21 protein-coding genes and 2 tRNA genes are annotated in these 21963 nt (G+C 72.6%); 12 read left to right on the top strand and 11 right to left on the bottom strand.

Annotated elements, in window-relative coordinates; all coding sequences use genetic code 11:
* Positions 1 to 27 precede the first annotated feature (27 nt).
* From AC060L_RS03000 to AC060L_RS02990, 3 genes are all read left to right on the top strand, one after another.
* The gene (locus AC060L_RS03000) at positions 28 to 825 is read left to right on the top strand and encodes a carbon-nitrogen family hydrolase (RefSeq protein ID WP_483796800.1); all 798 of its coding nucleotides are present in this window, start codon (positions 28 to 30) and stop codon (positions 823 to 825) included.
* 100 nt (positions 826 to 925) lie between these two features.
* Positions 926 to 1699: a GntR family transcriptional regulator gene (locus tag AC060L_RS02995; protein ID WP_483796799.1), complete on the top strand. Its 774-nt coding sequence runs from the start codon at positions 926 to 928 to the stop codon at positions 1697 to 1699.
* A 118-nt stretch (positions 1700 to 1817) separates the two neighbouring features.
* Positions 1818 to 2465, top strand: coding sequence for a hypothetical protein (locus AC060L_RS02990; RefSeq protein ID WP_483796798.1), 648 nt, complete (start codon positions 1818 to 1820; stop codon positions 2463 to 2465).
* 59 nt (positions 2466 to 2524) lie between these two features.
* Here AC060L_RS02990 and AC060L_RS02985 read toward each other — a convergent pair whose 3' ends face one another.
* On the bottom strand, positions 2525 to 3319 hold the full coding sequence (locus AC060L_RS02985; RefSeq protein WP_483796797.1) for an SLATT domain-containing protein: 795 nt from the start codon (positions 3317 to 3319) through the stop codon (positions 2525 to 2527).
* A 327-nt stretch (positions 3320 to 3646) separates the two neighbouring features.
* On the opposite strand from AC060L_RS02985, the gene purD reads away from it, so the two are divergent.
* The 4 genes from purD to AC060L_RS02965 all read left to right on the top strand — a co-directional run bounded on the left by purD (position 3647) and on the right by AC060L_RS02965 (position 9799).
* Positions 3647 to 4960 (top strand): phosphoribosylamine--glycine ligase, encoded by a 1314-nt coding sequence (gene purD, locus AC060L_RS02980; RefSeq protein WP_483796796.1) that lies wholly within the window; start codon positions 3647 to 3649, stop codon positions 4958 to 4960.
* Between the two features lie 590 nt (positions 4961 to 5550).
* The gene (locus AC060L_RS02975; protein ID WP_483796795.1) at positions 5551 to 7080 is read left to right on the top strand and encodes a hypothetical protein; all 1530 of its coding nucleotides are present in this window, start codon (positions 5551 to 5553) and stop codon (positions 7078 to 7080) included.
* Positions 7081 to 7262: 182 nt separating this feature from the next.
* On the top strand, positions 7263 to 8837 hold the full coding sequence (locus AC060L_RS02970; protein ID WP_483796794.1) for a N,N-dimethylformamidase beta subunit family domain-containing protein: 1575 nt from the start codon (positions 7263 to 7265) through the stop codon (positions 8835 to 8837).
* A gap of 59 nt (positions 8838 to 8896) precedes the next feature.
* Entirely contained in the window at positions 8897 to 9799 is a 903-nt protein-coding gene (locus tag AC060L_RS02965; RefSeq protein ID WP_483796793.1) for a phosphoribosylaminoimidazolesuccinocarboxamide synthase, read from the top strand.
* 94 nt (positions 9800 to 9893) lie between these two features.
* Here AC060L_RS02965 and AC060L_RS02960 read toward each other — a convergent pair whose 3' ends face one another.
* The 7 genes from AC060L_RS02960 to AC060L_RS02930 form a co-directional block, all read right to left on the bottom strand.
* Positions 9894 to 10511 (bottom strand): response regulator, encoded by a 618-nt coding sequence (locus tag AC060L_RS02960; protein ID WP_483796792.1) that lies wholly within the window; start codon positions 10509 to 10511, stop codon positions 9894 to 9896.
* Positions 10508 to 11776 (bottom strand): sensor histidine kinase, encoded by a 1269-nt coding sequence (locus AC060L_RS02955; RefSeq protein ID WP_483796791.1) that lies wholly within the window; start codon positions 11774 to 11776, stop codon positions 10508 to 10510. The genes AC060L_RS02960 and AC060L_RS02955 overlap by 4 nt, the downstream gene beginning before the upstream one ends.
* 50 nt (positions 11777 to 11826) lie before the next feature.
* A complete protein-coding gene (locus AC060L_RS02950) occupies positions 11827 to 12714 on the bottom strand; it encodes an ABC transporter permease (RefSeq protein ID WP_483796790.1) in 888 nt (295 codons plus the stop codon).
* Positions 12711 to 13730 (bottom strand): ABC transporter ATP-binding protein, encoded by a 1020-nt coding sequence (locus AC060L_RS02945; RefSeq protein ID WP_483796789.1) that lies wholly within the window; start codon positions 13728 to 13730, stop codon positions 12711 to 12713. The genes AC060L_RS02950 and AC060L_RS02945 overlap by 4 nt, the downstream gene beginning before the upstream one ends.
* A gap of 211 nt (positions 13731 to 13941) precedes the next feature.
* A tRNA-Gly gene (locus AC060L_RS02940) sits at positions 13942 to 14017 on the bottom strand.
* 61 nt (positions 14018 to 14078) lie between these two features.
* Positions 14079 to 14151, bottom strand: a tRNA-Gly gene (locus tag AC060L_RS02935).
* 165 nt (positions 14152 to 14316) lie between these two features.
* Positions 14317 to 14634: a histone-like nucleoid-structuring protein Lsr2 gene (locus AC060L_RS02930; protein ID WP_035847257.1), complete on the bottom strand. Its 318-nt coding sequence runs from the start codon at positions 14632 to 14634 to the stop codon at positions 14317 to 14319.
* 470 nt (positions 14635 to 15104) lie between these two features.
* On the opposite strand from AC060L_RS02930, the gene purS reads away from it, so the two are divergent.
* The 4 genes from purS (at position 15105) to AC060L_RS02910 (ending at position 19243) form a co-directional block, all read left to right on the top strand.
* On the top strand, positions 15105 to 15362 hold the full coding sequence (gene purS / locus AC060L_RS02925) for a phosphoribosylformylglycinamidine synthase subunit PurS (RefSeq protein WP_483796788.1): 258 nt from the start codon (positions 15105 to 15107) through the stop codon (positions 15360 to 15362).
* Positions 15359 to 16054: a phosphoribosylformylglycinamidine synthase subunit PurQ gene (gene purQ, locus AC060L_RS02920; protein WP_483796787.1), complete on the top strand. Its 696-nt coding sequence runs from the start codon at positions 15359 to 15361 to the stop codon at positions 16052 to 16054. The genes purS and purQ overlap by 4 nt, the downstream gene beginning before the upstream one ends.
* A complete protein-coding gene (gene purL, locus AC060L_RS02915) occupies positions 16054 to 18309 on the top strand; it encodes a phosphoribosylformylglycinamidine synthase subunit PurL (RefSeq protein WP_483796786.1) in 2256 nt (751 codons plus the stop codon). Before purQ ends, purL begins: the two co-directional genes overlap by 1 nt.
* A 79-nt stretch (positions 18310 to 18388) precedes the next feature.
* A complete protein-coding gene (locus AC060L_RS02910; protein ID WP_483796785.1) occupies positions 18389 to 19243 on the top strand; it encodes a sterol carrier family protein in 855 nt (284 codons plus the stop codon).
* 21 nt (positions 19244 to 19264) lie between these two features.
* Here the strand turns inward: AC060L_RS02910 and AC060L_RS02905 are convergent, their stop codons facing one another.
* Positions 19265 to 19714, bottom strand: coding sequence for a DUF4267 domain-containing protein (locus AC060L_RS02905; protein ID WP_483796784.1), 450 nt, complete (start codon positions 19712 to 19714; stop codon positions 19265 to 19267).
* Between the two features lie 112 nt (positions 19715 to 19826).
* Between AC060L_RS02905 and AC060L_RS02900 the strand changes: the two genes are divergently transcribed.
* Positions 19827 to 20426 carry a TetR/AcrR family transcriptional regulator gene (locus AC060L_RS02900; RefSeq protein ID WP_483796783.1) on the top strand — a complete coding sequence of 200 codons (600 nt, stop codon included), beginning with the start codon at positions 19827 to 19829 and terminating at the stop codon, positions 20424 to 20426.
* A 64-nt stretch (positions 20427 to 20490) separates the two neighbouring features.
* Here the strand turns inward: AC060L_RS02900 and AC060L_RS02895 are convergent, their stop codons facing one another.
* Entirely contained in the window at positions 20491 to 21003 is a 513-nt protein-coding gene (locus tag AC060L_RS02895) for an NUDIX domain-containing protein (RefSeq protein ID WP_483796782.1), read from the bottom strand.
* Positions 21000 to 21893: an NsdA family TPR-like regulatory protein gene (locus AC060L_RS02890; protein WP_483796781.1), complete on the bottom strand. Its 894-nt coding sequence runs from the start codon at positions 21891 to 21893 to the stop codon at positions 21000 to 21002. Before AC060L_RS02890 ends, AC060L_RS02895 begins: the two co-directional genes overlap by 4 nt.
* Positions 21894 to 21963 lie beyond the last annotated feature (70 nt).

Genomic DNA, 21963 nt, shown 5'->3' with positions numbered 1-21963 from the left:
AGGTCTCTTGTCGTGGACGGTGGTAGTGTGCGCGCCTCATTGATCCAACTCTCGGTCTCAGACGCCGAGCCGGTGGCCGAGCGGCGGTCCCGCGCGGCCGCGCTGGTCCGTGCCCAGGAGGGCGCCGACCTGGTGGTCCTGCCGGAGCTCTGGCCGCTCGGCGGCTTCGCCACTGACGCCTGGTCGGACGGCGCCGAGCCGCTCGACGGCCCGACGGCTGAGGTGATGTCAGCGGCCGCCCGGGCGGCGGGCGTCTGGCTGCACGCCGGCTCGATCGTCGAGCGCGATCCGGACGGCCCGATCTACAACACCTCGCTGCTCTTCTCGCCGCGCGGCGACCTGATGCACACGTACCGCAAGATCCACCGGTTCGGCTTCGACAGCGGCGAGGCGGTCGCGATGGGGGCCGGACAGGAGATCGTCACGGCTGCCACCGACTTCGGCGTGCTCGGCCTGGCCACCTGCTACGACCTGCGGTTCCCGGAGCTGTTCCGGGCGCTGCTGGACGCCGGCGCCGAGCTGCTGGTGGTCCCGGCGGCCTGGCCCGCGGGCCGGCGCGAGCACTGGACGCTGCTGGCCCGGGCCAGGGCGGTGGAGGAGCAGGCGTTCGTGCTGGCCTGCAACACGGGGGGTACGCACGGCGGCGTCGAGCAGGCCGGGCACAGCCTGGTCGTCGATCCGTGGGGCAAGGTGCTGGCCGAGGCGGGCAGCGGCGAGGAGGTGCTGACGGTGGACTTCGACCCGGCCGAGGTGGCCCGCACCCGCACCGAGTTCCCGGTGCTGCGCGACCGGCTGCTCGGGATCCCGGCGCCCGTGCAGCGCTGACTTCCGGGAGCCGACCCGTCCGTTTGTGCGCGGGGTGCGTGGATTTTGAGAGGATGACCCCTCGGTCCGTGCCGGTATTGCGTCAGAGGAGGGTGTGCCCGTGGTGCTCCACGGTCAGGGGCGGCTGCCGATCCAGCGCAACAGCCTGCGGGAGCAGATCGCCGGGGCGCTGCGGGAGGAGCTGATGGCCGGCCGCCTGGCGGCCGGCAGCAACTTCACCGTCAAGGAGATCGCCGAGCTGTACGGGGTCTCCGCGACGCCGGCCCGCGAGGCCCTGGTAGACCTCGCCGCACAGGGCCTGCTGCGTGCCGAGCACCACCGCGGCTTCACCGTGCCCGAGCTCGGCTGGGCCGACTTCCTGGAGATCTTCGAGGCCAGGACGATGCTCACCGACAGCGCGTTCCGCCAGCTCGGGGCGCGGGTGAGCGGCTACGACTGGTCCCGGCTCAGCTCGCTGCGCCGCCGGGCCGAGGCGGCCGCGCGGGCCGCCCGCGCCGGGCAGCTGGACGTGATGGTCGGCTGCGACCGGCGGTTCTGGGCGGAGGTCTCCGGCTTCCTGGAGAACCGCAGGATCGCCGACTACCTGGACTGGCTGCGGGTGCAGTCCTGGATGTTCGCGGCCCGCTACCTGCGGGCCCGGCAGGACCGCCAGGAGCTGGCCGGGGTCTGCTGGGACAAGCACACCGAGCTCGTGGAGCAGATCGCCTCCCGCGACGTGCGCGCCGCGCACCGGACGATCAACGACTACAACCTGTTCACCGTGCGGCTGCTGGCCGAACTGACCGGGGAGTCGCTGGAGTCGGTCGCGGTGCTGCCGCTGCTCACCGCGGAGCCGGTGGACGCGCCGCTGCCGCCCGAAGTGCTCGCGCCGTAGCAGATCGGGCGCCGTCGCGGGCCGCTCCGGTAGCGACGCCGGGCCGGTAGGGTTGTTCGGGCGCCGGGCGACCGGTCGGCGCCCGGACCAGCTTGGCAGTGGAGAGGATGAGCGGCCCGTGGCCTGCGATCTCTGGCTCGTACCGCTCGTTGACGTACTGAGCCAAAGCCCCGACAACCCGTTCCGTGCGGACCTCGAGGTCTACAACGCGGCACTCGCCGCGCGCGGCCTGCCCGAGGTCCCGATGTACCGGTTCTCGCCGGGGATCACCGGCGGGGTGGAGCCGATAGCGGCCTTCGACTACGACTCGCTGCACTTCCTGCGGCGGGCCTACCTGCTCCAGCTGACCGGCTTCCGGCTCACGCCGGTGGACGCGCTGGGCGGGGACTACGAGCAGCTGCTGGAGATGTTCGAGTCCACCGCCGAGCACTCGCACCTGGTCTGGCACTTCGACCACGCCGGCGCGTACGTGCCGATCGAGTTCGAGACCCCGCTGGTGGACGAGGCGCTGCTCTCCTCCGGGGGACCGCTCGGCTCCTCCTACGGGCTGCTGCGCGAGCTCCAGGCGATCGCCCCGGCACTCGGCATCGACCCGCTCTCGCCGCCCCGGCCGACCCGGCCGCTCGGCCCGACCGGCCTGGAACAGCCCTTCGCCCCGCCGCTGGACGACGTGCACCCGTACGCCCGGGAGCGGCACGCCTGGGCCGGCCTGTACGCGGCGGCGACCCGCAGTCTGACCCAGGGCTCGATGATCGTCTTCGCCTGAGCCCTATCGAAGGGGACGACCGTCAGCACCGGGCTCGAGCGCCCGGAGGCGAGCGAGCCTTACCTGAGGGGCCCCTCCGGCGGGCGCTGGCGCGGCATGGTCGGCCGGGTGCCCGGCGGCGGCAGTACCCGGACCTGGGCGCCGCCGGAGCTCTCGCCGCGGCCGCCCCAGCTGCCCGGTGCCTGGGTCGGCAGCTGGGTCATCCGGGCCCGGAACTCCAGCATCCACTCCGAGGTCTCGCTGCGGACCAGCTCCGAGATGTCCTCGCAGAACCGGCGCAGCACCCCGAGGCAGCGCTCGGCCGCCTCGCCGGCGGTGCCCTCGGTGGGGCCGAGCACCTCGCGCACGCACTCCGAGGCCCAGTCGAACTGGAACGCCTCCAGCCGCCGCTGCAGCGCCTGCGCGGTGCTGACGTCGCGCATCCAGCCGGAGCTGAGGCCGAAGGCGCGGTCGGCGGCCAGGCAGCCGACCGCCAGCGCGAGCGCGACGTAGCCCCAGGCGGCGGCGTGCGACCAGCGGCCGGTCAGCTGGACGAGCGGCAGGGCCGCACCGCTGATCCCGAGCACCGCCGCGCCGAAGCGCAGCACCCGCGCCCAGCGGCGTTTCCAGAGCCGGTCCCGGCGGTACCAGTCGATCGCCTCGACGGCCCGCTCCTCGGACCAGCGGTAGAGCTCCTCCAGCCGTTCGGCCGGCTCCCCCCAGTCGCCGAGGGGGAACTGGCGGGCACTCAGATCCGTGCGGCGGCGGGTGGCGGCGCGCTCCCGGCCGGCTGCGGCCGTCGTGGTGGGCGGGTCCTCCTCACCGACGTCCTTGCCCCAGGGACTCTCCTCGGGCTGCATTTCGGGCTGGCTCACCTGTGGGGCTCCCTAGACGGGTCTCTGCTGGGGCACTGCTGCGGCACTTCTGGGTATCCAACAGCACTTCTTACCGCCAAATGGCTGACCATGGTGCGGCTTCCCTCCTGATCGTTACCCGGAAAGCGTCAGGAACCCATGGTCAAGCGGTTGCGGAAGTCGGCGCGATTTCACTCTTCCGAGCGAGTGCGCCGCGCGCCGTGAACCTGACCCGGCTGCCGGTTCGTCGGAAAACACAGTGGCTGGCGCTGTTCGAGGCGACAAGTGTGGAGCTTTCGACAACCCGGTCGACCGGCCGGAACCAGCCACCGACTACCCTTGCCAAGCGTGAAGGTCCTCGTCATCGGCGGCGGCGCCCGCGAACACGCCCTGTGCCGCTCCCTGTCCCAAGATCCCGCCGTCAGCGAGCTGCACTGCGCCCCGGGTAACGCCGGGATCGCGCAGGTCGCGACGGTCCACCCGGTCGATCAGCTGGACGGTGCGCAGGTCCTCGCGCTCGCCCGGCGGTTGGCCGCCGACCTGGTCGTGGTCGGCCCGGAGGCCCCGCTGGTGGCCGGCGTCGCCGACCCGCTGCGGGCGGCCGGCATCCCGGTCTTCGGCCCGTCCGCCGAGGCCGCCCAACTGGAGGGCTCCAAGGCTTTCGCGAAGGACGTGATGGCCGGCGCCGCGGTGCCGACCGCCCGCTCCTACGTGTGCACCACCCCCGAAGAGGCCGCCGAGGCGCTGGACGCCTTCGGCGCGCCGTACGTCGTCAAGGACGACGGCCTGGCGGCCGGCAAGGGCGTCGTGGTCACCGCGGACCGCACCGCCGCGCTCGCCCACGCCGCCTCCTGCATGGGGACGGTCCCCGGCCGTGAGGGCCGCGGCAGCGTCGTGATCGAGGAGTACCTGGACGGTCCTGAGGTCTCGCTCTTCGCGATCACCGACGGCACCACGGTGCTGCCGCTGCAGCCGGCGCAGGACTTCAAGCGCGCCCTGGACGGCGACGCCGGTCCGAACACCGGCGGCATGGGTGCCTACTCGCCGCTGCCCTGGGCCCCCGCGGGCCTGGTGCAGGAGGTGCTGGAGACCGTCCTGCAGCCGACCGTGGACGAGCTGCGCCGCCGTGGCACGCCGTTCTCCGGGCTGCTCTACGCGGGCCTCGCGCTCACCTCGCGCGGCACCCGGGTGATCGAGTTCAACGCGCGCTTCGGTGACCCGGAGACCCAGGTCGTGCTGGCCCGGCTGCGCACCCCGCTGGCCGGCCTGCTGCTGGCCGCCGCGAACGGCACGCTCGCCGACGTGGAGCCGCTGCGCTGGGAGGAGGACGCGGCGGTGACCGTCGTGGTCGCCGCCGAGGGCTACCCGGCCGCGCCGCGCTCGGGCGACCCGATCGAGGGTCTGGAGCAGGCCGAGGCCGCCGACGGCACGGTCTGGGTGCTGCACGCGGGGACCAAGCTGGACGAGGACGGCCGGGTGCTCAGCGCCGGCGGCCGGGTGCTCTCGGTCACCGCGACCGGCGCGAGCCTGGGCCAGGCGCGGGAGCGGGCCTACGTCGGCGTCGCCGAGATCAAGCTGGCCGGCTCGCAGCACCGCACCGACATCGCGCTGAAGGCGGCGCAGGACGCCGAGCAGGCGCGGCACGCCGAGCCCGGCGTCTGACAGGTACTTCGGCGCACCCGCGGGGCGCTGCGACCAGGGGACAACCCCATGGGCGCAGCGCCCCGCGGCATTCCGGGGCCCGGCGCCGCCTTCGCGAACGGGCGGGCGATTCCAGTCCTTCGAGTGAATGCCGTGGCATCCGGCTGACGGGGAGCCGCCGGCGGTCGTATGGTGCGCTGAATCGCGGTGCCGCCGGTCGGCGCGCTCGCGGTCGCCGCCGGGTGCGCCAGCCCGTGTGGGGGGAAGCTGCAAGGTACAGGGCGCCGGAAGGCATGCGAACCGGCGTCGGCAGTCCGCAAGGCGCGCACCGTCACCGGGACGAGTGGAAACCAGGCCGAACTGGAACACCGGCCCGGGCGCGTGCGTCAGAACTGGCAGTGGGCACCTGGCTTCGGTTACGCACCGTCCGTGCTGCCGGTTGCCAGCCGCCGTCCCGCACCACCCGACTTCCGAGTTCGGTCACCCAAGCCTGGAAGTCCGATCGCCCGAGCCACGAAGTCGCCCAAGCCAAGAAGCCAAGAAGTCACCCAAGCCAAGAAGTCACCCAAGCCAAGAAGTCACCCAAGCCAAGAATGGGGGTGCAGCGCCGGATGGCCGCTCTCGACGCCGCGCGCGCCCGGGCCCACGCCGTGCTGCGGATCCGCGGCCTGGCCCGGGCCGCCGCCGTGCTGCCCGCCGCCGTCGCCGTGGTGCTGCTGGCCGGGCGGTTCACCGGCCGGATCGGGGCCCCCGGCGCACCGGACGCGGCGGGTTGGGACACCGTCCGCTGGGTGGTGTCCGGGATAGCCGTGGTCTGCCTGGCGATGGCCCTGGCCGCGATCCGCCGGCACACCCGGGCGGTGCCGCCGAGCACCCCGGCGGTGCCCGTCCCGGCGGCGCGGGCACCGGAGCTGCACCGGCTGATCCGTGAGCTGGCCGAGAAGCTCGGCGTGCCCGAGCCGTCGGCGATCGCGCTCACCCCGGACTGCGACAGCTGGCTGGAGGAGCTCCCCGACCGGCGGGTGACCGACGCCGGCCCGCTGCGGGCGCTGTTCGGCCGGGTGCCGGCCGAGCCGGCCCCGGTGCTGGTGATCGGCTCCCCGTTCCTGTGGTGGATGCGGGTCGGCGAGCTGCGTGCGCTGCTGGCCCCGGTGGTGGCCGGCACCGCGGCCGCCGCCGACCCGGAGATCGCCGCCGCCCGCCGGTTCGTCCGCGGGCTGGACGCCGCGCTCGGCTCCGGCCGGCGCACCCCGCTGAGCCGGCTGCTGGACCGGATCACCCGGGCCCTGCTGCGGGCCTGCCGGGAGCACGTCGCCGAGCTGGAGCGGGCGGCCGCCGCCGCTGCCTCCGAGCGGGCCAAGGCCGTCGACTACGGCCTGCGGATCGCCGCGCAGGGCCAGGTCGGCCTCGCCTACGCCGGCTGGGACCGGCTGCTCACCCGGGTGGCGCTGCCGGCCTGGCGGCTCGGCCGCTGCCCGGCCCAGTTGAACGCCGGTGTGGTCTCCGCGCTGACCGAGCTCTCCCGCCGGGACCGGCTCGCCGAGGGCTACGAGAGCCGGCTGGGCGACCGGCCCGCCTGCGACCTGCTGGAGGAGCCCGGCGAGACCGACGCCGCGGTCTCGCTGCTGGCGGCCGAGCTGTTCCACGGCCCGGTCCCGGGCGGCCGGGCCGAACTGCCCTGGGAGGACTACCCGGAGCAGGTGGTGGACCGCGGCTGGCGGCTGCAGGCGATGGCGCTCCAGGAGGCGCTGGACGCCGTCGCGCCGGTCGAGCCCGGCCGCCACCAGAGCGCCACGCTGGCCCGGCTGCTGGCCGAGCTGGCGGCCGGCGGCGGCGACGAGCTGGCCCGGAGCCTGGCCGCCACCCCGCCGCCCGCGGTGCCCGGCAACGCCGAGCGCGGCGGGCGGGAGCTGCTCGCGGACTGCGTGACGGCGATGGTCTGCTGCGCCGCCGTGGACACCGCCGGCGCCCGCCCCGGGCTGGACTGGCTGGACGGGCCGGTGCTGCTGCTCGGCGGGGTGCGCCGCGGCGACCTGGCCGACCCGGTGGTGGAGGCCGTCGAGCTGGGCGATCCGGGGCCGCTGCGGCTCTGGCTGGCGGCGGCCGGCGTGCGATCGGAGAAACCGGTCCGGCTCGGTTAGGCACTGGTACACAGGCCCTGGTACTTAGGCCATGGCGCATCGGAGGGTGAAGTCGCAGCCAACCTTGATGACGAATCGTCAGGAACGGTTTCGGAAAAGACGGTTGCGACTCTTTGTCCGCTTGGGTGACGCGGCGTCGGAACTCTGTGGTCTGCTGGACCACACGCAATTTTCCGTGGCACATGCCACGGGGGACAAGTGCATCGTGGGAGGGGCCCGTGGACAGGGAGTCGGATCGGAGATGGGAGTCCGGGACGCACGCGCACGGCGTCTCGGATCCGTTCGGGCAGGGGCCGCTGCCCTGGCTGCGCAGCCCCGACCAGTACGTCGCGGGCGGCGGCGGCACGGTGCCGTGGTACGTCAGCACCGACGCGCCCGGCCAGCAGCCGCTCCCCTCCGCGGCGCCGCCGCCGCTGGTCGGTGCCCCGCGTAACTCCGACGACGTGGTGAAGCAGATCAAGGGCTTCGCCTCGGCCGGCGTGGTGCTGCCCGGCGGCGCGGTGGACCTGCGGGTCACCGTCAACCCGCCGCGCGAGTTCGTGGTGGACGTCTACCGGATCGGCCACTACGCGGGCGCCGGCGCCCAGCACATGACCGCCTCGCCGCTGATCGCCGGCCTGCGCCAGCCGGCCCCGCTGGTGGTCGGGCGGACCGTCAGCTGCCACCACTGGTGGCACTCCTGGCGGTTGCAGATTCCGCTGCACTGGCGGCCGGGGGCGTACGTCGCGGTGCTCACCACCGCGGACCAGCGGCACCGCAGCCACATCCCGTTCACCGTGCGCGACCGGGCCCAGCTCGGCCCGGGCCCGGAGCTGCTGCTGGTGCTGCCGGACGTCACCTGGCAGGCGTACAACCTGTTCCCGGAGGACGGCAACAGCGGCGCCAGCCTCTACCACGCCTGGGACGGCGCGGGCGGCCTGGTGGGGGAGGAGGACGCGGCGGTCACCGTCTCCTTCGACCGTCCGCACGCCGGCGCCGGGCTGCCGCTGCACGTCGGCCACGCGTACGACTTCATCCGCTGGGCCGAGCGGTACGGCTACGAGCTGGCCTACGCGACCGCTTCCGACCTGCACGCGGGCCTGGTCGAGCCGTCCCGGCACCGGGCGCTGATCTTCCCCGGGCACGACGAGTACTGGTCGGTGGCGATGCGCCGGGCGGCCGAGCGGGCGAGGGACGGCGGCACCTCGCTGGTCTTCCTGTCGGCGAACACCATGTACTGGCGGGTGGACCTGAGCCCGTCGGCCGCCGGCGAGCCGAACCGGCTGCTCAACTGCCGCAAGCGCCAGCGGGTCCCGGCCGGTGCGCCGGCCGCCGGGGTGCCGGGGGCGGCCAGCGCGCTGTGGCGTGACGCCGGCGAGCCGGAACAGCACCTGCTGGGCGTGCAGTACGCGGGCCGGGTCGCCGAACCGGTGCCGCTGCGGGCCGGCAACACCGGGCACTGGCTCTGGGCCGGCACCGGTCTGCGCGACGGCGACCCGGTGGAGAACCTGGTGGCGGGCGAGGCCGACCGGTACTTCCCGAAAGTCGCGCTGCCCACGCACACCGAGCGCACGCTGCTCGCGCACTCGCCGTACCGGGACGAGGCCGGCCGGCCGCGCTACCAGGAGACCTCGATCTACCGGGCGCCCAGCGGCGCGTACGTCTTCGCGTCCGGCACCTTCGCCTGGTCACCGGCGCTGGACCGGCCCGGGCACACCGACGAACGGATCCAGAAGGCCACCGCGAACCTGCTGGACCAGGTCTGCAAGGACGGCTGACAGGCCCCGTGAAAGGATCGTGGGGCCCAGCGACCCCCACTCCTGAGGACTGAACCACCTTGAGCGGATTTGTCATCAAGCCCGAGCCGGTCCAGGTTCCCGGCCTGGTCCACCTGCACACCGGCAAGGTGCGCGACCTCTACCGCGACCAGGCCGGCCGGCTGGTCATGGTGGCCAGCGACCGCACCTCCGCCTTCGACTGGGTGCTGCCCAACGACATCCCGGACAAGGGGCGGGTGCTCACCCAGCTCTCGCTCTGGTGGTTCGACCGGATCGCCGACCTGGTGCCCAACCACGTGATCTCCACCGAGGTTCCCGAGGGTGCGCCCGCCGACTGGGCCGGGCGGACCATGATCTGCGAGAGCCTGGAGATGTTCCCGGTCGAGTGCGTGGCCCGTGGCTACCTCACCGGCTCCGGCCTGCTGGAGTACCAGGAGAGCGGCACGGCCTGCGGTGTCGCGCTGCCCGCGGGCCTGGTGGACGGCTCCGAGCTGCCGTCGCCGATCTACACCCCGGCGCTCAAGGCCGAGGTCGGCGAGCACGACGAGAACGTGCCGTACGAGGAGACGGCGCGGCGGATCGGCGCCGACCGGGCCGCCGAGCTGCGCCAGACCACGCTCGCGGTCTACGGCCGGGCCCGGGACATCGCCCGCGAGCGCGGCCTGATCCTGGCCGACACCAAGTTCGAGTTCGGGCAGCGCGAGGACGGCACGCTGGTCATCGCCGACGAGGTGCTGACCCCGGACTCCTCGCGGTTCTGGCCGGCCGACCTCTGGAAGCCGGGCGGCGCGCAGCCCTCGTTCGACAAGCAGTTCATCCGGGACTGGCTGGTCTCGCCGGACTCCGGCTGGGACCGTCACAGCGAGCAGCCGCCGCCGGCGCTGCCCGCCGAGATCGCCGAGCGGACCCGGGCCAAGTACGTCGAGGCCTACGAGCGGCTGACCGGCACCACCTGGGCCTGACCGGCACCACCTGGGCCTGACCGGCACCACCTGGGCCTGACCGGCACCACCTGGGCCTGACCGGGCCGGCCCGTCGCAGGCGGCGCGGCCCCGGTCAGATCCAGCCGTGCTCGCGGGCCAGCCGGACGGCCGCGTGCCGGTTCTCGGCGCCCAGCTTGGTGGCGGCCGCGGAGAGGTAGTTGCGCACCGTGCCGGGCGACAGTCCGGCGCGCTGCGCGATCTCGGCCACGGTGGTGCCGTCGGCGGCGAGCTCCAGCACGTCCGTCTCGCGCGGCGTCAACGGGCTCTCACCGGCGCTGATCGCGTCGGCGGCGAGCTCCGGATCCACGTAGCGGCCGCCGCCCCGGACGGTGCGGATGATGCCGGCCAGGTCGGCGGCCGAGACGGTCTTCGGCAGGAAACCGCGGACGCCGACCTCCAGCGCCCGCTTGAGGTAGCCGGGCCGGCCGTGGCCGGTGACGATCATGGTCTGGCAGTCCGGCAGCAGCCGGCGCAGCTCGGCGGCCACCTCCAGCCCGTCCAGTCCGGGCATCTGGAGATCGAGGACGGCGACGTCCGGCCGGTGCGCCTTGGCCATCGCGAGCGCCTCGGGCCCGGAGGCGGCCTGGGCGACCACGGTCAGGTCGTCCTCCAGCGCGAGCAGGGCGGCCATCGCGCCGCGGATCAGGTGCTCGTCGTCGGCGAGCAGCAGGCGGACCGGTGTGGCGTTCATGCGGCGAGCTCCTGGTCGTGGGCGGTGCGGGTCAGCGGGAGGGTGGCCCGCAGCGTGAACTCGGCCGTGGACCGGTGGGTCGTCAGCTCCCCGCCGTGGGCGGCCAGCCGCTCGCGCAGTCCGGCCAGGCCGCTGCCGCCCGTGCCACCGCTGCCGCCCGTGCCGCCGTTGCCGGCGGGCCCGGGCTCGGGTGTGGGCCGGACGCCGTCGTTCACCAGCTCCAGCACTGCCTGCCCGTCCCGCAGCCGGAGCCGGACCGAGACCTGCTGGGCCTCACTGTGCCGCAGCACGTTGGTGGCGGCCTCGCGCACCACCCAGCCGAGCACCGACTGGGCCAGCGGCGGCAGCGCGGTCGGGTCAGGGCCGAGGTCCACCCGGCACTCGATGCCGGCCGAGCGCAGCACCGAGCGGGCGCCGGTCACCTCGCCCGCGAGATCGGCGGTCCGGTAGCCGCGCACCACCTCGCGCACTTCGCGGTGGGACTCCTGGGCGATCCGCTGCACCTCCACCATCTGGTCGGCCGCGTCCGGCCGGCCGCGCCGGGCCAGCTGGACGGCGAGCTCGCTCTTCAGCGCCATCGTGGTGAGGTTGCGGCCGAGCACGTCGTGCAGGTCGCGGGAGAAGCGCAGCCGCTCCTCGGCGACGGCGAGCCGGGCCTGGGTCTCCCGGGCCGCGTCCAGCTCCCAGGTGACCTTGACCATCCAGGCGGAGCACCGGGAGCTCGCCGCGCCGACCAGCCCGAGGCTGCCGCCCACCAGCGCTCCGGCGGCGGTCGAGGCGGAGCCGAGGGCGATCGCGAGGGGCGGCAGCGCCAGCAGCAGCATCCCGAGCGCACACGGCGCCAGCTTGCGTGGTGGCAGCGCCAGGCTCGGGCCGACCGACCAGAAGATGATCGTGAGAATCGTGAAGCCGATCGGGAACGGCGGCTTCTCGCCGTGCGGGCCGAGCAGGAGCGTCGCCCAGAGACCCGCCTGGACGGCGACGGCCTGGGCGACCAGCAGGCCGGTGGGTCGCGAGCGGCGGCCGAGGTGGCTCGCGAATGCGGCGCGGACCACCGGGACGGAGAGCGCCGCGTTCAGCAGCACCGTGGCGATCAGCACTGCGGCCGGCCCGGCCGAGAGGTGCCGGCTGCCGTTCAGCAGGGTCGGCACCATGAAGACCGGTGTCGCGACCGTCATCGCGTACATCGACCAGCGGACGTAGATCTCGATCCGCTTCGCCTTGCCGAACCCCTGCCAGCTGCGAAGCGGCCCCCGGATGTCCACGTGTGTCCCCTCGCTGCTCGTACGTGTGCCGTCTTCTTATCAGACAGGCCCTAGCGGCGCGGCTCCCAGCGGAACCAGCGGCGGGCGCTCCAGCAGGCCAGCGCGACCCAGGCCGTCGCCCCCGCCAGGTACGGCAGCGCGGTGGCCCAGCTGCCGCCGAAGCCGGTGGCCGCTCCGGAGCCGTCGGTACCGAGCCAGCCGATCCGCAGCAGCGCCAGCGCCGAGGTGGTGGGGAGCAGCCGGCAGAGCGTGCACAGCCAGTCGGGCAGGACGCTGAACGGGATCAGCAGGCCCGAGCCGGCCATCGCCAGCAGCACCACGGGCAGCGTGGTGAGCCCGGAGGTCTCCACGGTCCGGGTGAAGGCGCTCCACAGCGCGGCCAGCGGGATCAGCAGGCCGATCGCCAGCGCCAGGCCGAGCAGCACCAGCACCGGGTTGACCGGCGCGGCCAGGCCGAACAGCGCCGCGATGGCGCCCGCCGTCAGCGCGATCTGGAACAGCACCAGGGCCGCGGTCGGCAGCGCCGTGCCGCCGAGGATCTCGGCGTCGGTCAGCTCGCCGGTGCGCAGCCGCTTCAGCACCAGCTCGTTGCGCCGGGCGACGTAGGCCGTGGTCAGGTTGACGTAGACGCCGAAGAGCAGCGAGACGGCCGTGAGGCAGACCAGCAGCGCCGCGGGCAGGTTGACCCCCGCCAGCTGGGCGCGCTGGGCCTTGAGGGCCGAGTGGATGCCGCCGACCATGCAGAGCGGCATCACGGCCGCCATGACGAGCGCGGTGCGGCTGCGCAGGAGCAGCAGCGCCTCGGTGCGGCCGAGGCCGGCGGTGCGGGCCAGGACGGCGCGGAGCGGCGTGGACCGGGCGGCGGACGGCTGGGCGGGCGCCCGCCGTTCGGGGGCAGGGTCGAGGCCAGGGGCAAGGGTGGGCTGGGCGGTGCTCATCGGACGGCTCCGGTCGGGATGGCGGCGGTCACGGGTGCGGTCACGGCGGTGGGGTGCTCGGCAGCTTCCTCCGGCGCCGCCGGCCCGTCAGCCCGGCCGGGCTGCTCGGCGGCGATGGCGAGGAAGGCCTCCTCCAGCGAGGCGCTGCGCGCGTCCAGCCCGTGCAGCGTCACGCGCTCGCGGTCGGCCCAGGCGAGCAGCTCGCCGAGCGTGCGCTGCAGCTGGTGGGTCCGCACGGTGACCTGGCGCTCGCTGAACGAGACCTCGGCTCCGGCCAGCCGCGGCAGCGAGGCGGCCGGCTGCTCGGGCAGCCGGAAGCCGATCCGGGCCGGCCGCTGCGCGATCACCTCGGCGACCGTGCCGCCCGCCACCACCCGGCCGTGGTGCATGATCGCCAGCCGGTCGGCCAGTTCCTCGGCCTCCTCCAGGTAATGCGTGGTGAGCAGCACGGTGGTGCCCGCCGCGCGCAGCTCACGGGCCAGCCGCCAGACGGCCGCCCGGGCCTGTGGGTCCAGGCCGGTGCTCGGCTCGTCGAGGAAGAGCACCTCGGGACGGCCGAGCAGGGCCACCGCGAGGTCGAGGCGGCGCTTCTCACCGCCGGAGAGCTGCTTGACCCGTACTGCGGCCCGGTCGTGCAGGCCGACCAGCTCGAGCGCCTCCGCCACCGGCCGTGGCGCGGCCATCGTGCGGGCCCAGCCGCGGACGGTCTCGGCCGCCGTCAGGTCACCGGGGAAGCCGCCCTCCTGGAGCATGATGCCGATCCGCGGCCGCAGCGCCGCCCGCTCGCGGTACGGGTCACGGCCGAGCACCCGGACCCGGCCGGCGGTCGGCCGGGCCAGGCCCTCGATCAGCTCCATGGTGGAGGTCTTGCCGGCGCCGTTCGTGCCGAGCAGCGCGAACAGCTCGCCGCGCCGGACGCTGAGGTCCAGGCCGCGGACGGCGGTGAAACCGTGTCGGTCGCCGCCGTAGCGCCGCAGCAGGCCGTGCGCCTCGATGGCGGGAGAAGTGCTGGTCATGACCGTAAGCCTGGTGCCGCGCGGTGCCTCGGGGCAGTGCGCGGGCGCACCGGATCCCGGTGCGGATCCACGGGTCGGCGGTGACATATGTCATGGCCGTAGCTGCCGCGCCCCGATTGTGTCCGGCTCGTGTGTCCCGCTCGGCCAGGGCGGTCCGCCGGGGCGGTCGCGAATACGCGAAAAGGGCCCCCGTAGGAGACCCTTTTCGCTATGGAGCGGACGACGAGATTCGAACTCGCGACCCTCACCTTGGCAAGGTGATGCTCTACCAACTGAGCCACGTCCGCACGATCTTCACTTGTACTGCTGTACTGCGGTTACTACCGAGATCCAGTGTTGCGATCTCCGAGCGGACGACGAGATTCGAACTCGCGACCCTCACCTTGGCAAGGTGATGCTCTACCAACTGAGCCACGTCCGCACGGTGTCTGTTGACACCGATCGCCTGCTCCCGGGCTTCCCCGGTTGCGGCGACAGAAAGAACTCTACCGCATCCGCGGCAGTGGTCATGCATCCCTTCCGCCGGGGGCCGCCGCGGGTGCCCGGCAGGGCACCGCAGAACGGCGGAAGGGACCGCTGAGACCGGTCAGTTGGCCTCGGAGAACGCTTCGTAGACGTGCTTGGGGATGCGGCCGCGAGCGGGCAGCTCCATGCCGCGGGACTGCGCCCAGGCGCGCACCGCGGCGGGATCGGGGGCGAGCGCGGTGCGGCGGAACGACTTTCCGGTGCGGCTCTGGCGGCGGCCGGCCGCGACGAACGGAGCGAGCGCCTCACGCAGCTTTTCGGCGTTGTCCAGGGACAGGTCGATCTCGTACGACTTCCCGTCGACACCGAAGTGAACGGTTTCGGCGGCGGCGCCGCCGTCCAGGTCGTCGGAGAGCGTGACAACTACACGCTGAGCCATGGGTGTCAATCCTCTCGGCAATTGGCCCACCGGGCGCGGTGTGCCGCGGGAGCCCTGTGCACCGGCCCGTCCAAGGGCATACGGGTAGACCGGTGTCCACCTACTGCGCAGCTCCTGCCACTGCCGGTGGCCCTATTCTGCACCCGCGGCACCGGGAAATCGATGGGCGTTGCATTCTTTTTCCGGATATTCACCTCGCTTCGCCTCCGCACCGTTACTTCCGACTGGATACCGCCGGGTATCCGTGGCCGTTCTGTCCGGTGTTGCCGGTATTCGGGCGTCCCGAACGGGCAGTCGTGGTGATCCTGGGAGGTTCTTTAAAGGGGGAGGAATCGGACGGTCCGGAGTGCCGGATCCCTTGCCCAGTAAGGGGTGCGGGTCTACGCGCGTCGCCAGGCGGCGGCCGTCGAACAGCCCACGAACCCCGGTAGTCTGAAGGTCCCCCGCCTTCACGCACCACACCTTTGGGAGTGCCAGTGGCACGCGTCGTAGTCGACGTCATGCTCAAGCCGGAGATCCTCGACCCCCAGGGACAGGCGGTGCAGCGCGCACTGCCCCGTCTCGGATTCACCGGGATCGCCGACGTCCGCCAGGGCAAGCGATTCGAGCTGGAACTGGACGGCCCGGTCGATGAGGCCGCGCTCGACCGGATCCGGGAAGCAGCCGAGACCTTCCTGGCCAACACCGTCATCGAGGACTTCACCGTTCGGGTGGAGGACGGCAAGTGACCACCCGCGTTGGCGTTGTCACTTTCCCCGGCTCGCTGGACGACCGCGACGCACAGCGCGCGATCCGGCTGGCCGGCGCCGAGCCGGTCGCCCTCTGGCACCGTGACAAGGATCTCCACCAGGTCGACGCGGTCGTCCTGCCCGGCGGTTTCAGCTACGGCGACTATCTCCGGGCCGGTGCGATCTCGCGCTTCTCGCCGGTGATGGAGAGCATCATCGAGCAGGCCAGGCTCGGAATGCCGGTGCTCGGTATCTGCAACGGCTTCCAGGTGCTCACCGAGTCGCACCTGCTGCCCGGCGCGATGCTGCGCAACAACCACCTGCACTTCATCTGCCGCGAGCAGAAGCTGCGGGTGGAGAATGCGAACACCGCCTGGACCGTCGATTACGAGGCGGGCCAGGAGATTTACATCCCGCTGAAGAACATGGACGGCCGCTACACGGCGGACGCGCGCACGATCGACGAGCTGGAGTCCGAGGGACGGGTGGTTTTCCGCTACCTGCCCTCCGGTGTCGGGCCGGCTAACCCGAACGGGTCGCTGAATGACATTGCCGGGATCACGAACGCGGCCGGCAACGTCGTGGGCCTGATGCCGCATCCCGAGCACGCGGTCGAGCCGCTGGTCGGCACCGGCAAGACCGACGGTCTGGGCTTCTTCACGTCCGTCCTCAAGCAGTTGGTGAGTGCCTGATGTCGCTGGACACTGTCAAGAACGCCGAGCAGACTCCGGACGCCGCGCAGCCCTGGGCCGAACTCGGCCTGAAGGAAGACGAGTACACCCGGATCCGGAGCATTCTCGGCCGTCGCCCCACCGGCGCCGAGCTCGCGATGTACTCGGTGATGTGGTCGGAGCACTGCTCGTACAAGAGCTCCAAGGTGCACCTCAAGCAGTTCGGTGAGAAGGCCCCGCAGTCCGACGCGATGCTGGTCGGCATCGGCGAGAACGCGGGCGTCGTGGACGTCGGCCAGGGCTACGCGGTCACCTTCAAGGTGGAGTCGCACAACCACCCGTCGTACATCGAGCCGTACCAGGGCGCGGCCACCGGGATCGGCGGCATCGTCCGCGACATCCTGGCGATGGGCGCCCGCCCGGTCGCGGTGATGGACCCGCTGCGGTTCGGTGCGGCCGATCACCCGGACACCCGCCGGGTGCTGCCCGGGATCGTCGCCGGCATCGGCGGCTACGGCAACTGCCTGGGCCTGCCGAACATCGGTGGCGAGGTCGTCTTCGACTCCTGCTACCAGGGCAACCCGCTGGTCAACGCGCTCTGCGTGGGCGTCATGAAGCACGAGGACATCCACCTCGCGCAGGCCTCCGGCGCCGGCAACAAGGTCATCCTCTACGGAGCCCGGACCGGCGGCGACGGCATCGGCGGCGTCTCGGTGCTCGCCTCGGAGACCTTCGACGACAGCAAGCCGACCAAGCGGCCCGCCGTCCAGGTCGGTGACCCGTTCCAGGAGAAGCTGCTCATCGAGTGCACGCTCGAGGTCTTCGCCGAGAAGCTGGTGCTCGGCATCCAGGACCTCGGCGGCGCCGGACTCTCCTGCGCCACCTCGGAGTTGGCCTCGGCCGGCTCCGGCGGCATGCGGATCGAGCTGGACACCGTGCCGCTGCGCGACGCCACGCTCTCGCCGGAGGAGATCCTCATGAGCGAGTCGCAGGAGCGGATGTGCGCGATCGTCGAGCCCGGCAAGGTCGAGCGCTTCCTCGAGATCTGCGAGAAGTGGGACGTCATCGCCACCGTGATCGGTGAGGTGACCGACGGCGAGCGGCTGGAGATCTTCTGGCACGGCGAGCAGGTCGTGGACGTGCCGCCGCGCACCGTCGCGCACGACGGCCCGGTCTACAACCGGCCGTTCGCCCGCCCGTCCTGGCAGGACGCGCTCCAGGCGGACGCGCCGACGGCCGAGCGGCTCGCTCGCCCGGCCGATGGCGAGGAGCTGAAGGCGGCCCTGCTGGCCGTCGCCGGCTCGCCGAACCAGGCGTCGAAGGCGTGGATCACCGACCAGTACGACCGGTTCGTGATCGGCAACACCGTGCTGGCCACCCCCGAGGACTCCGGCATGATCCGGATCGACGAGGAGACCAACCTCGGCGTCTCGGTGGCGACCGACGGCAACGGCCGCTTCGCCAAGCTGGACCCGTACACCGGTGCCCAGCTCGCGCTGGCCGAGGCGTACCGCAACGTGGCCGCCGGTGGCGCCAAGCCGCTGGCCGTCTCCGACTGCCTCAACTTCGGCTCCCCCGAGGACCCGGACGTGATGTGGCAGTTCGCCGAGGCCACCCGTGGTCTGGCCGACGCCTGCCTGGTGCTCGGCACCCCGGTGACCGGCGGCAACGTCTCGCTCTACAACCAGACCGGCGAGGTCGCCATCCACCCGACCCCGGTGGTCGCGGTGCTCGGCGTGATCGACGACGTCAACCGCCGCACCCCGATCGGCTTCGCCGAGGAGGGTCAGCACCTCTACCTGCTCGGCGACACCGCCGACGAGCTGGGCGGCTCCGCCTGGTCGCAGGTCGCGCACAACCACCTCGGCGGGCTGCCGCCGAAGGTGGACCTGGAGCGCGAGCGGCTGCTCGCCGAGATCCTGATCGCCGCCTCGCGCGACGGCATGATCGACGCGGCGCACGACCTCTCGGACGGCGGCCTGGCCCAGGCGCTGGTGGAGAGCTGCCTGCGCGGCGGCCTCGGCGCCCGGGTGATCGTGCCGGCCGAGCTGGACCCGTTCGTCTTCCTGTTCTCCGAGTCTGCGGGCCGCGCGGTCGTCGCCGTGCCGCGCAGCGAGGAGCTGCGGTTCAACGACATGTGCGGTGCGCGGGGCCTGCCGGCCACCCGGATCGGCGTGGTGGACGGGGACGCGCTGGAGGTCCAGGGCCAGTTCACCGTCTCGCTGGCGGAGCTGACCGAGGCGCACACCGGCGTGATCGAGGCGCTGCTCGGCTGACGCCGTCGCGCTGTACCGGAACGGCCCGCTCCTCCCTTGAGGAGCGGGCCGTTCGGCTGTCGTTGGGTAGATTTGGGGCATGGCGACGAGAACGGCGACCCGCAAGGCGCGCAGCTACGACCCGGCCAAGGTGCGGGCCGCGCTGACCGCGCAGACCGAGGCGCTGCGGGCCGCCGTGCACCGGCTCTGCGAGGACCCCGAGGCCGAGCGGCTGCTGGAGCGGCCGACCCGGCTGGGGGACTGGCGGGTGCGCGAGCTGCTCGCCCATCTCGCGCTGCAGATCGCCTGGGTGCCACGGCACTTGAACGACCTGCCGAACGACCTGCCGACGGGCCGGGCGGCGCTCGGGCTGACCGCCTGGGTGGCCGGCGTCGGCTCGCTGGCGGAACCGCTGGCCGTCGGTACCAAGGAGTACGCGGCGAGCACCTTCGCGGGCGCGCCGGCGTCGGTGGCCGCGGAGTTCGACGCGGCGGCCGGCGAACTGCTCGCGCTCCTGGCCGGTCCCGAAGTCCGGGACGAGCAGCGGAGGTTCGAGATCCGGCTCGGCTCGATGACGCTGACCGACATGCTCGTCACCCGGCTGGTCGAGACCGTGCTGCACGCCGACGACCTGGCGGCCGCGCTGGAGTGGCCCGACTTCGCCCACGACCGCTTCGCACTGGCCTCGGTCTGTCGACTGCTCGCCGATGCTCTCGCCGATCAACAGCCGGGCGGAGCAGTCGAGTTGCGGATCCCGCCGTTCGCCGTCGTGCAGGCGGTCCCCGGGCCGCGGCACACCCGGGGCACCCCGCCGAACGTGGTGGAGACCGACCCGCTCAGCTGGATCCGGCTCGCCACCGGCCGGTTGGACTGGGCAGTGGCGGAGGATGACGCCCGGCTGAGCGCGAGCGGCGAGCGGAGCGACCTGAGCGGGTTCCTCCCGGTCATGCGCTGACCGTCGTTCGCTGGCGGATCGTCACCCGAACGGATAGGCAGGCGTGCTGACCGCGGGTCGCACTGCTGCGGCGCTCGCCGCGGCCTTCGCCGTCCGGGTCTCGCGCAGCAGCAGCACGCCGGTGAGGATCACCATCGCGGCGGTGGCCGCGTGCACGCCGAGCGCGGTGGCGAGCGGGCCGCCGTGGGACAGCACGATCGTCGCGTCGCCGAGCGGCGTGAACGCCTCGGCCAGCACCGCCCAGCCGAGCGCCCGGCGCTGGCCGGTGAGCAGCAGGATCAGCGGCACGAGCCCGGACGTGATGTCCCGGACGCCCTTGACGTCGTAGAACCCGCTGCCCGTCCCGTGCGGGCCGGCGATCCCGAAGCCGGCTGCGGCGCCCAGCGGGTCCAGGATGAACCGCACGCCGACGAAGATGATGAACGCCGAGATCAGCATGGCGAGCGTGGTGTTGATCCGCTTGAGAGTCATCGTTTCCCCCAGGAGCTGTTGAGAGCCCCGCTCGTTTTTCTAGCAGCGCTAGGACTGATGCCGACGCTAGCACGGCCATTGCTCGGATTTCTAGCGCTGCTAGAGTCGAGCTATGACGACACCCATGCGAAGTACCGCGAGCCAGCAGCGCAAGGAGCGCGAACGCGCCGAGCGCCACCGCCTGATCGTCACCTCGGCACGGGAGTTGGCCGAAGCCGAAGGCTGGGACGCGGTCACCACCCGCCGCCTGGCCGAGCGCATCGGCTACAGCCAGCCGGTCCTCTACAGCCACTTCGCCGGCAAGGGCGCGATCGCGGACGCCGTCGCCCTGGAGGGCTTCGCCGACCTCGCCACCGCCCTCACCGACGCCCGCGCAACGGGCCTCGGCCGCCCGAACGGCGAACTCGCAGCCGTCGCCCAGGCGTACCTGGACTTCGCGGCGGCGAACCCGGCGCTCTACGAGGCGATGTTCAGCCTGAACAGCGGCCTCTCCTTCGGCACGGAGGACACCCCACCCGCACTCAAGGCCGCCTTCAAGGCCCTGGTGGACGTCCTCGTCACCCATGCGGGCACCGACGACCCGGAGACCTTCGTCGAGGCCGCCTGGGCCGCCCTGCACGGCCTGGTCCTCCTGGAGCGCGGGGGGCGACTCCGCCCGGGGCTGGGGGAGCAGCGCCTGACACTCCTGCTGAACCGGCTGACCGGGGGGTGAGGACTGGTAATCGGTAGCTCCCGCGCTCCGGCATCCGCCGGAGCGCGGGTTGACTCCTGCCGCGCTACGAGAGCTCCCGGCCGTCGTTCAGGTAGCGCGTGCGCCCGTCCGCCAAGGCCATCAGGGCAGCATCGAAGCGGTGCTGGAGTCGTACGCGCAGCAGGCGGCGCACGTCCGTCACCGGGAGCAGCGCTGCCTCGGAGAGCTCGTCATCATGCGGCCGGAGTCGGCCGGCGTCCTCAGTGCTGATGACGCCGGCGTCGAAGATGAAGGCGATTTGGTCATCCCACGGACCATGCGGCGGTACCCACTCCACGACCAACAAGCCACGCAGCTCTATGTCGAGGCCGAGTTCTTCCCGTAGCTCTCGCGTTGCCGCGTCGTGCGGGGCCTCGTTTGCTTCCGCCATCCCACCGGGAAGGTCCCAACCTTCCTTGTAGATGGGATTCACGACAAGGACTCGGCCTTCCTGATCTCGCAGGATCACGTCGGCTGCGACCCTCTTACGCGCTTGTTTGGCATTCCCTTCCGCCAGGTAGGCGTTCCAGGCGACAGGATCAGCAGGTGTCGGCCTCACGATTTTCCTCCCCGATGCTGTGGGACAACGTCGGCAAGCAGCAGCATCCGCGCTCGTCGCGCATCATCGAATCGTGCCAGGTACTCGTGCACGGGCTGGTAGTCATGGTGCCGCTGAAGAAGACGACGCAGGTCATCGAGCTGATGGAGTACCCGAACCGAGCCGAGCATCGGGCTTGTCGCGAGTAGCTCATCGCCTACGGCTACAGCCGAGTCGAGGTTGCCATGGTGGGCATGGACGCAGGCCAGAGTGATCCGACTGAGCGCCAGTGACCGAGCTCGCCGGTCATCCCGCAGGGCGACTGCCCGTTCCGCGTGTCTGAGCGCGTCAACGTATCGGCCGAGGTCGGTGAAGGCCAACGCAGACTCGCCGGCGAGCGTCGCGTCGTCGAACGGGCTCAGCCATGGGTGCGAATCGCCGGCAGCCGTCTCCAGCGCCGTACGGGCCAGTTCGAGAGCACGGATTGCCGGGCCCGCTTGCTGCGCTGTTGCCAGTGCCCGGGCTTGCATGGTGTGCAGGCGAGCCAGCAGGCTCGGCAGGTGGGGACCACCTCGCGCCAGGTCGATCCCGACCTCGGCCCAATGTACGGCTTGTGCCGCATCGCCTCCCTCCAGTGAGAGATGGCTGCTGCTGGCGGCAACATGCGCGGCCAAGGGAAGGTCGCCTGAGATACGGGCGAGCGGAAGCGCCCGAGCAAAGTGTCTTCCCGCGACCTCGTCCAGCCCGGAGTCGTGTGCCATCCACCCGGCCATCTCGGTCAGCGCGGCAGCTGCGGCGAACACCTGTGGCCCGCTCGGGATCGAACTGTCGTGTAGCGAAGTACCGCCGCAGCTGCCGAACAGCCTTCCTTCCAGCAGCGTGTGGCCGGACTGCCGGTGTCTGCGCTGCACTGTCGAGATTGCTGGCGGAAAGGAGGCTCCGGCGGAGCCCGTCAGTGCCTCTGAGGCACTTGATGCCGCC

Source organism: Kitasatospora sp. NEAU-69 (assembly GCF_057158765.1).
The sequence above is the reverse complement of the archived record's forward strand: the minus strand, read 5'-3'. Positions and strand labels throughout refer to the sequence as shown.

What these genes read in the sequence shown, in the direction of transcription:
- AC060L_RS02975 (WP_483796795.1), top strand. Translation starts at nt 5,551, where the DNA reads ATGGCCGCTCTCGACGCCGCGCGCGCCCGGGCCCACGCCGTGCTGCGG.
- AC060L_RS02970 (WP_483796794.1), top strand. Translation starts at nt 7,263, where the DNA reads ATGCCACGGGGGACAAGTGCATCGTGGGAGGGGCCCGTGGACAGGGAG.
- AC060L_RS02960 (WP_483796792.1), bottom strand. Translation starts at nt 10,511, where the DNA reads ATGAACGCCACACCGGTCCGCCTGCTGCTCGCCGACGACGAGCACCTG.
- AC060L_RS02950 (WP_483796790.1), bottom strand. Translation starts at nt 12,714, where the DNA reads ATGAGCACCGCCCAGCCCACCCTTGCCCCTGGCCTCGACCCTGCCCCC.
- AC060L_RS02945 (WP_483796789.1), bottom strand. Translation starts at nt 13,730, where the DNA reads ATGACCAGCACTTCTCCCGCCATCGAGGCGCACGGCCTGCTGCGGCGC.
- AC060L_RS02930 (WP_035847257.1), bottom strand. Translation starts at nt 14,634, where the DNA reads ATGGCTCAGCGTGTAGTTGTCACGCTCTCCGACGACCTGGACGGCGGC.
- purL (WP_483796786.1), top strand. Translation starts at nt 16,054, where the DNA reads ATGTCGCTGGACACTGTCAAGAACGCCGAGCAGACTCCGGACGCCGCG.
- AC060L_RS02910 (WP_483796785.1), top strand. Translation starts at nt 18,389, where the DNA reads ATGGCGACGAGAACGGCGACCCGCAAGGCGCGCAGCTACGACCCGGCC.
- AC060L_RS02905 (WP_483796784.1), bottom strand. Translation starts at nt 19,714, where the DNA reads ATGACTCTCAAGCGGATCAACACCACGCTCGCCATGCTGATCTCGGCG.
- AC060L_RS02900 (WP_483796783.1), top strand. Translation starts at nt 19,827, where the DNA reads ATGACGACACCCATGCGAAGTACCGCGAGCCAGCAGCGCAAGGAGCGC.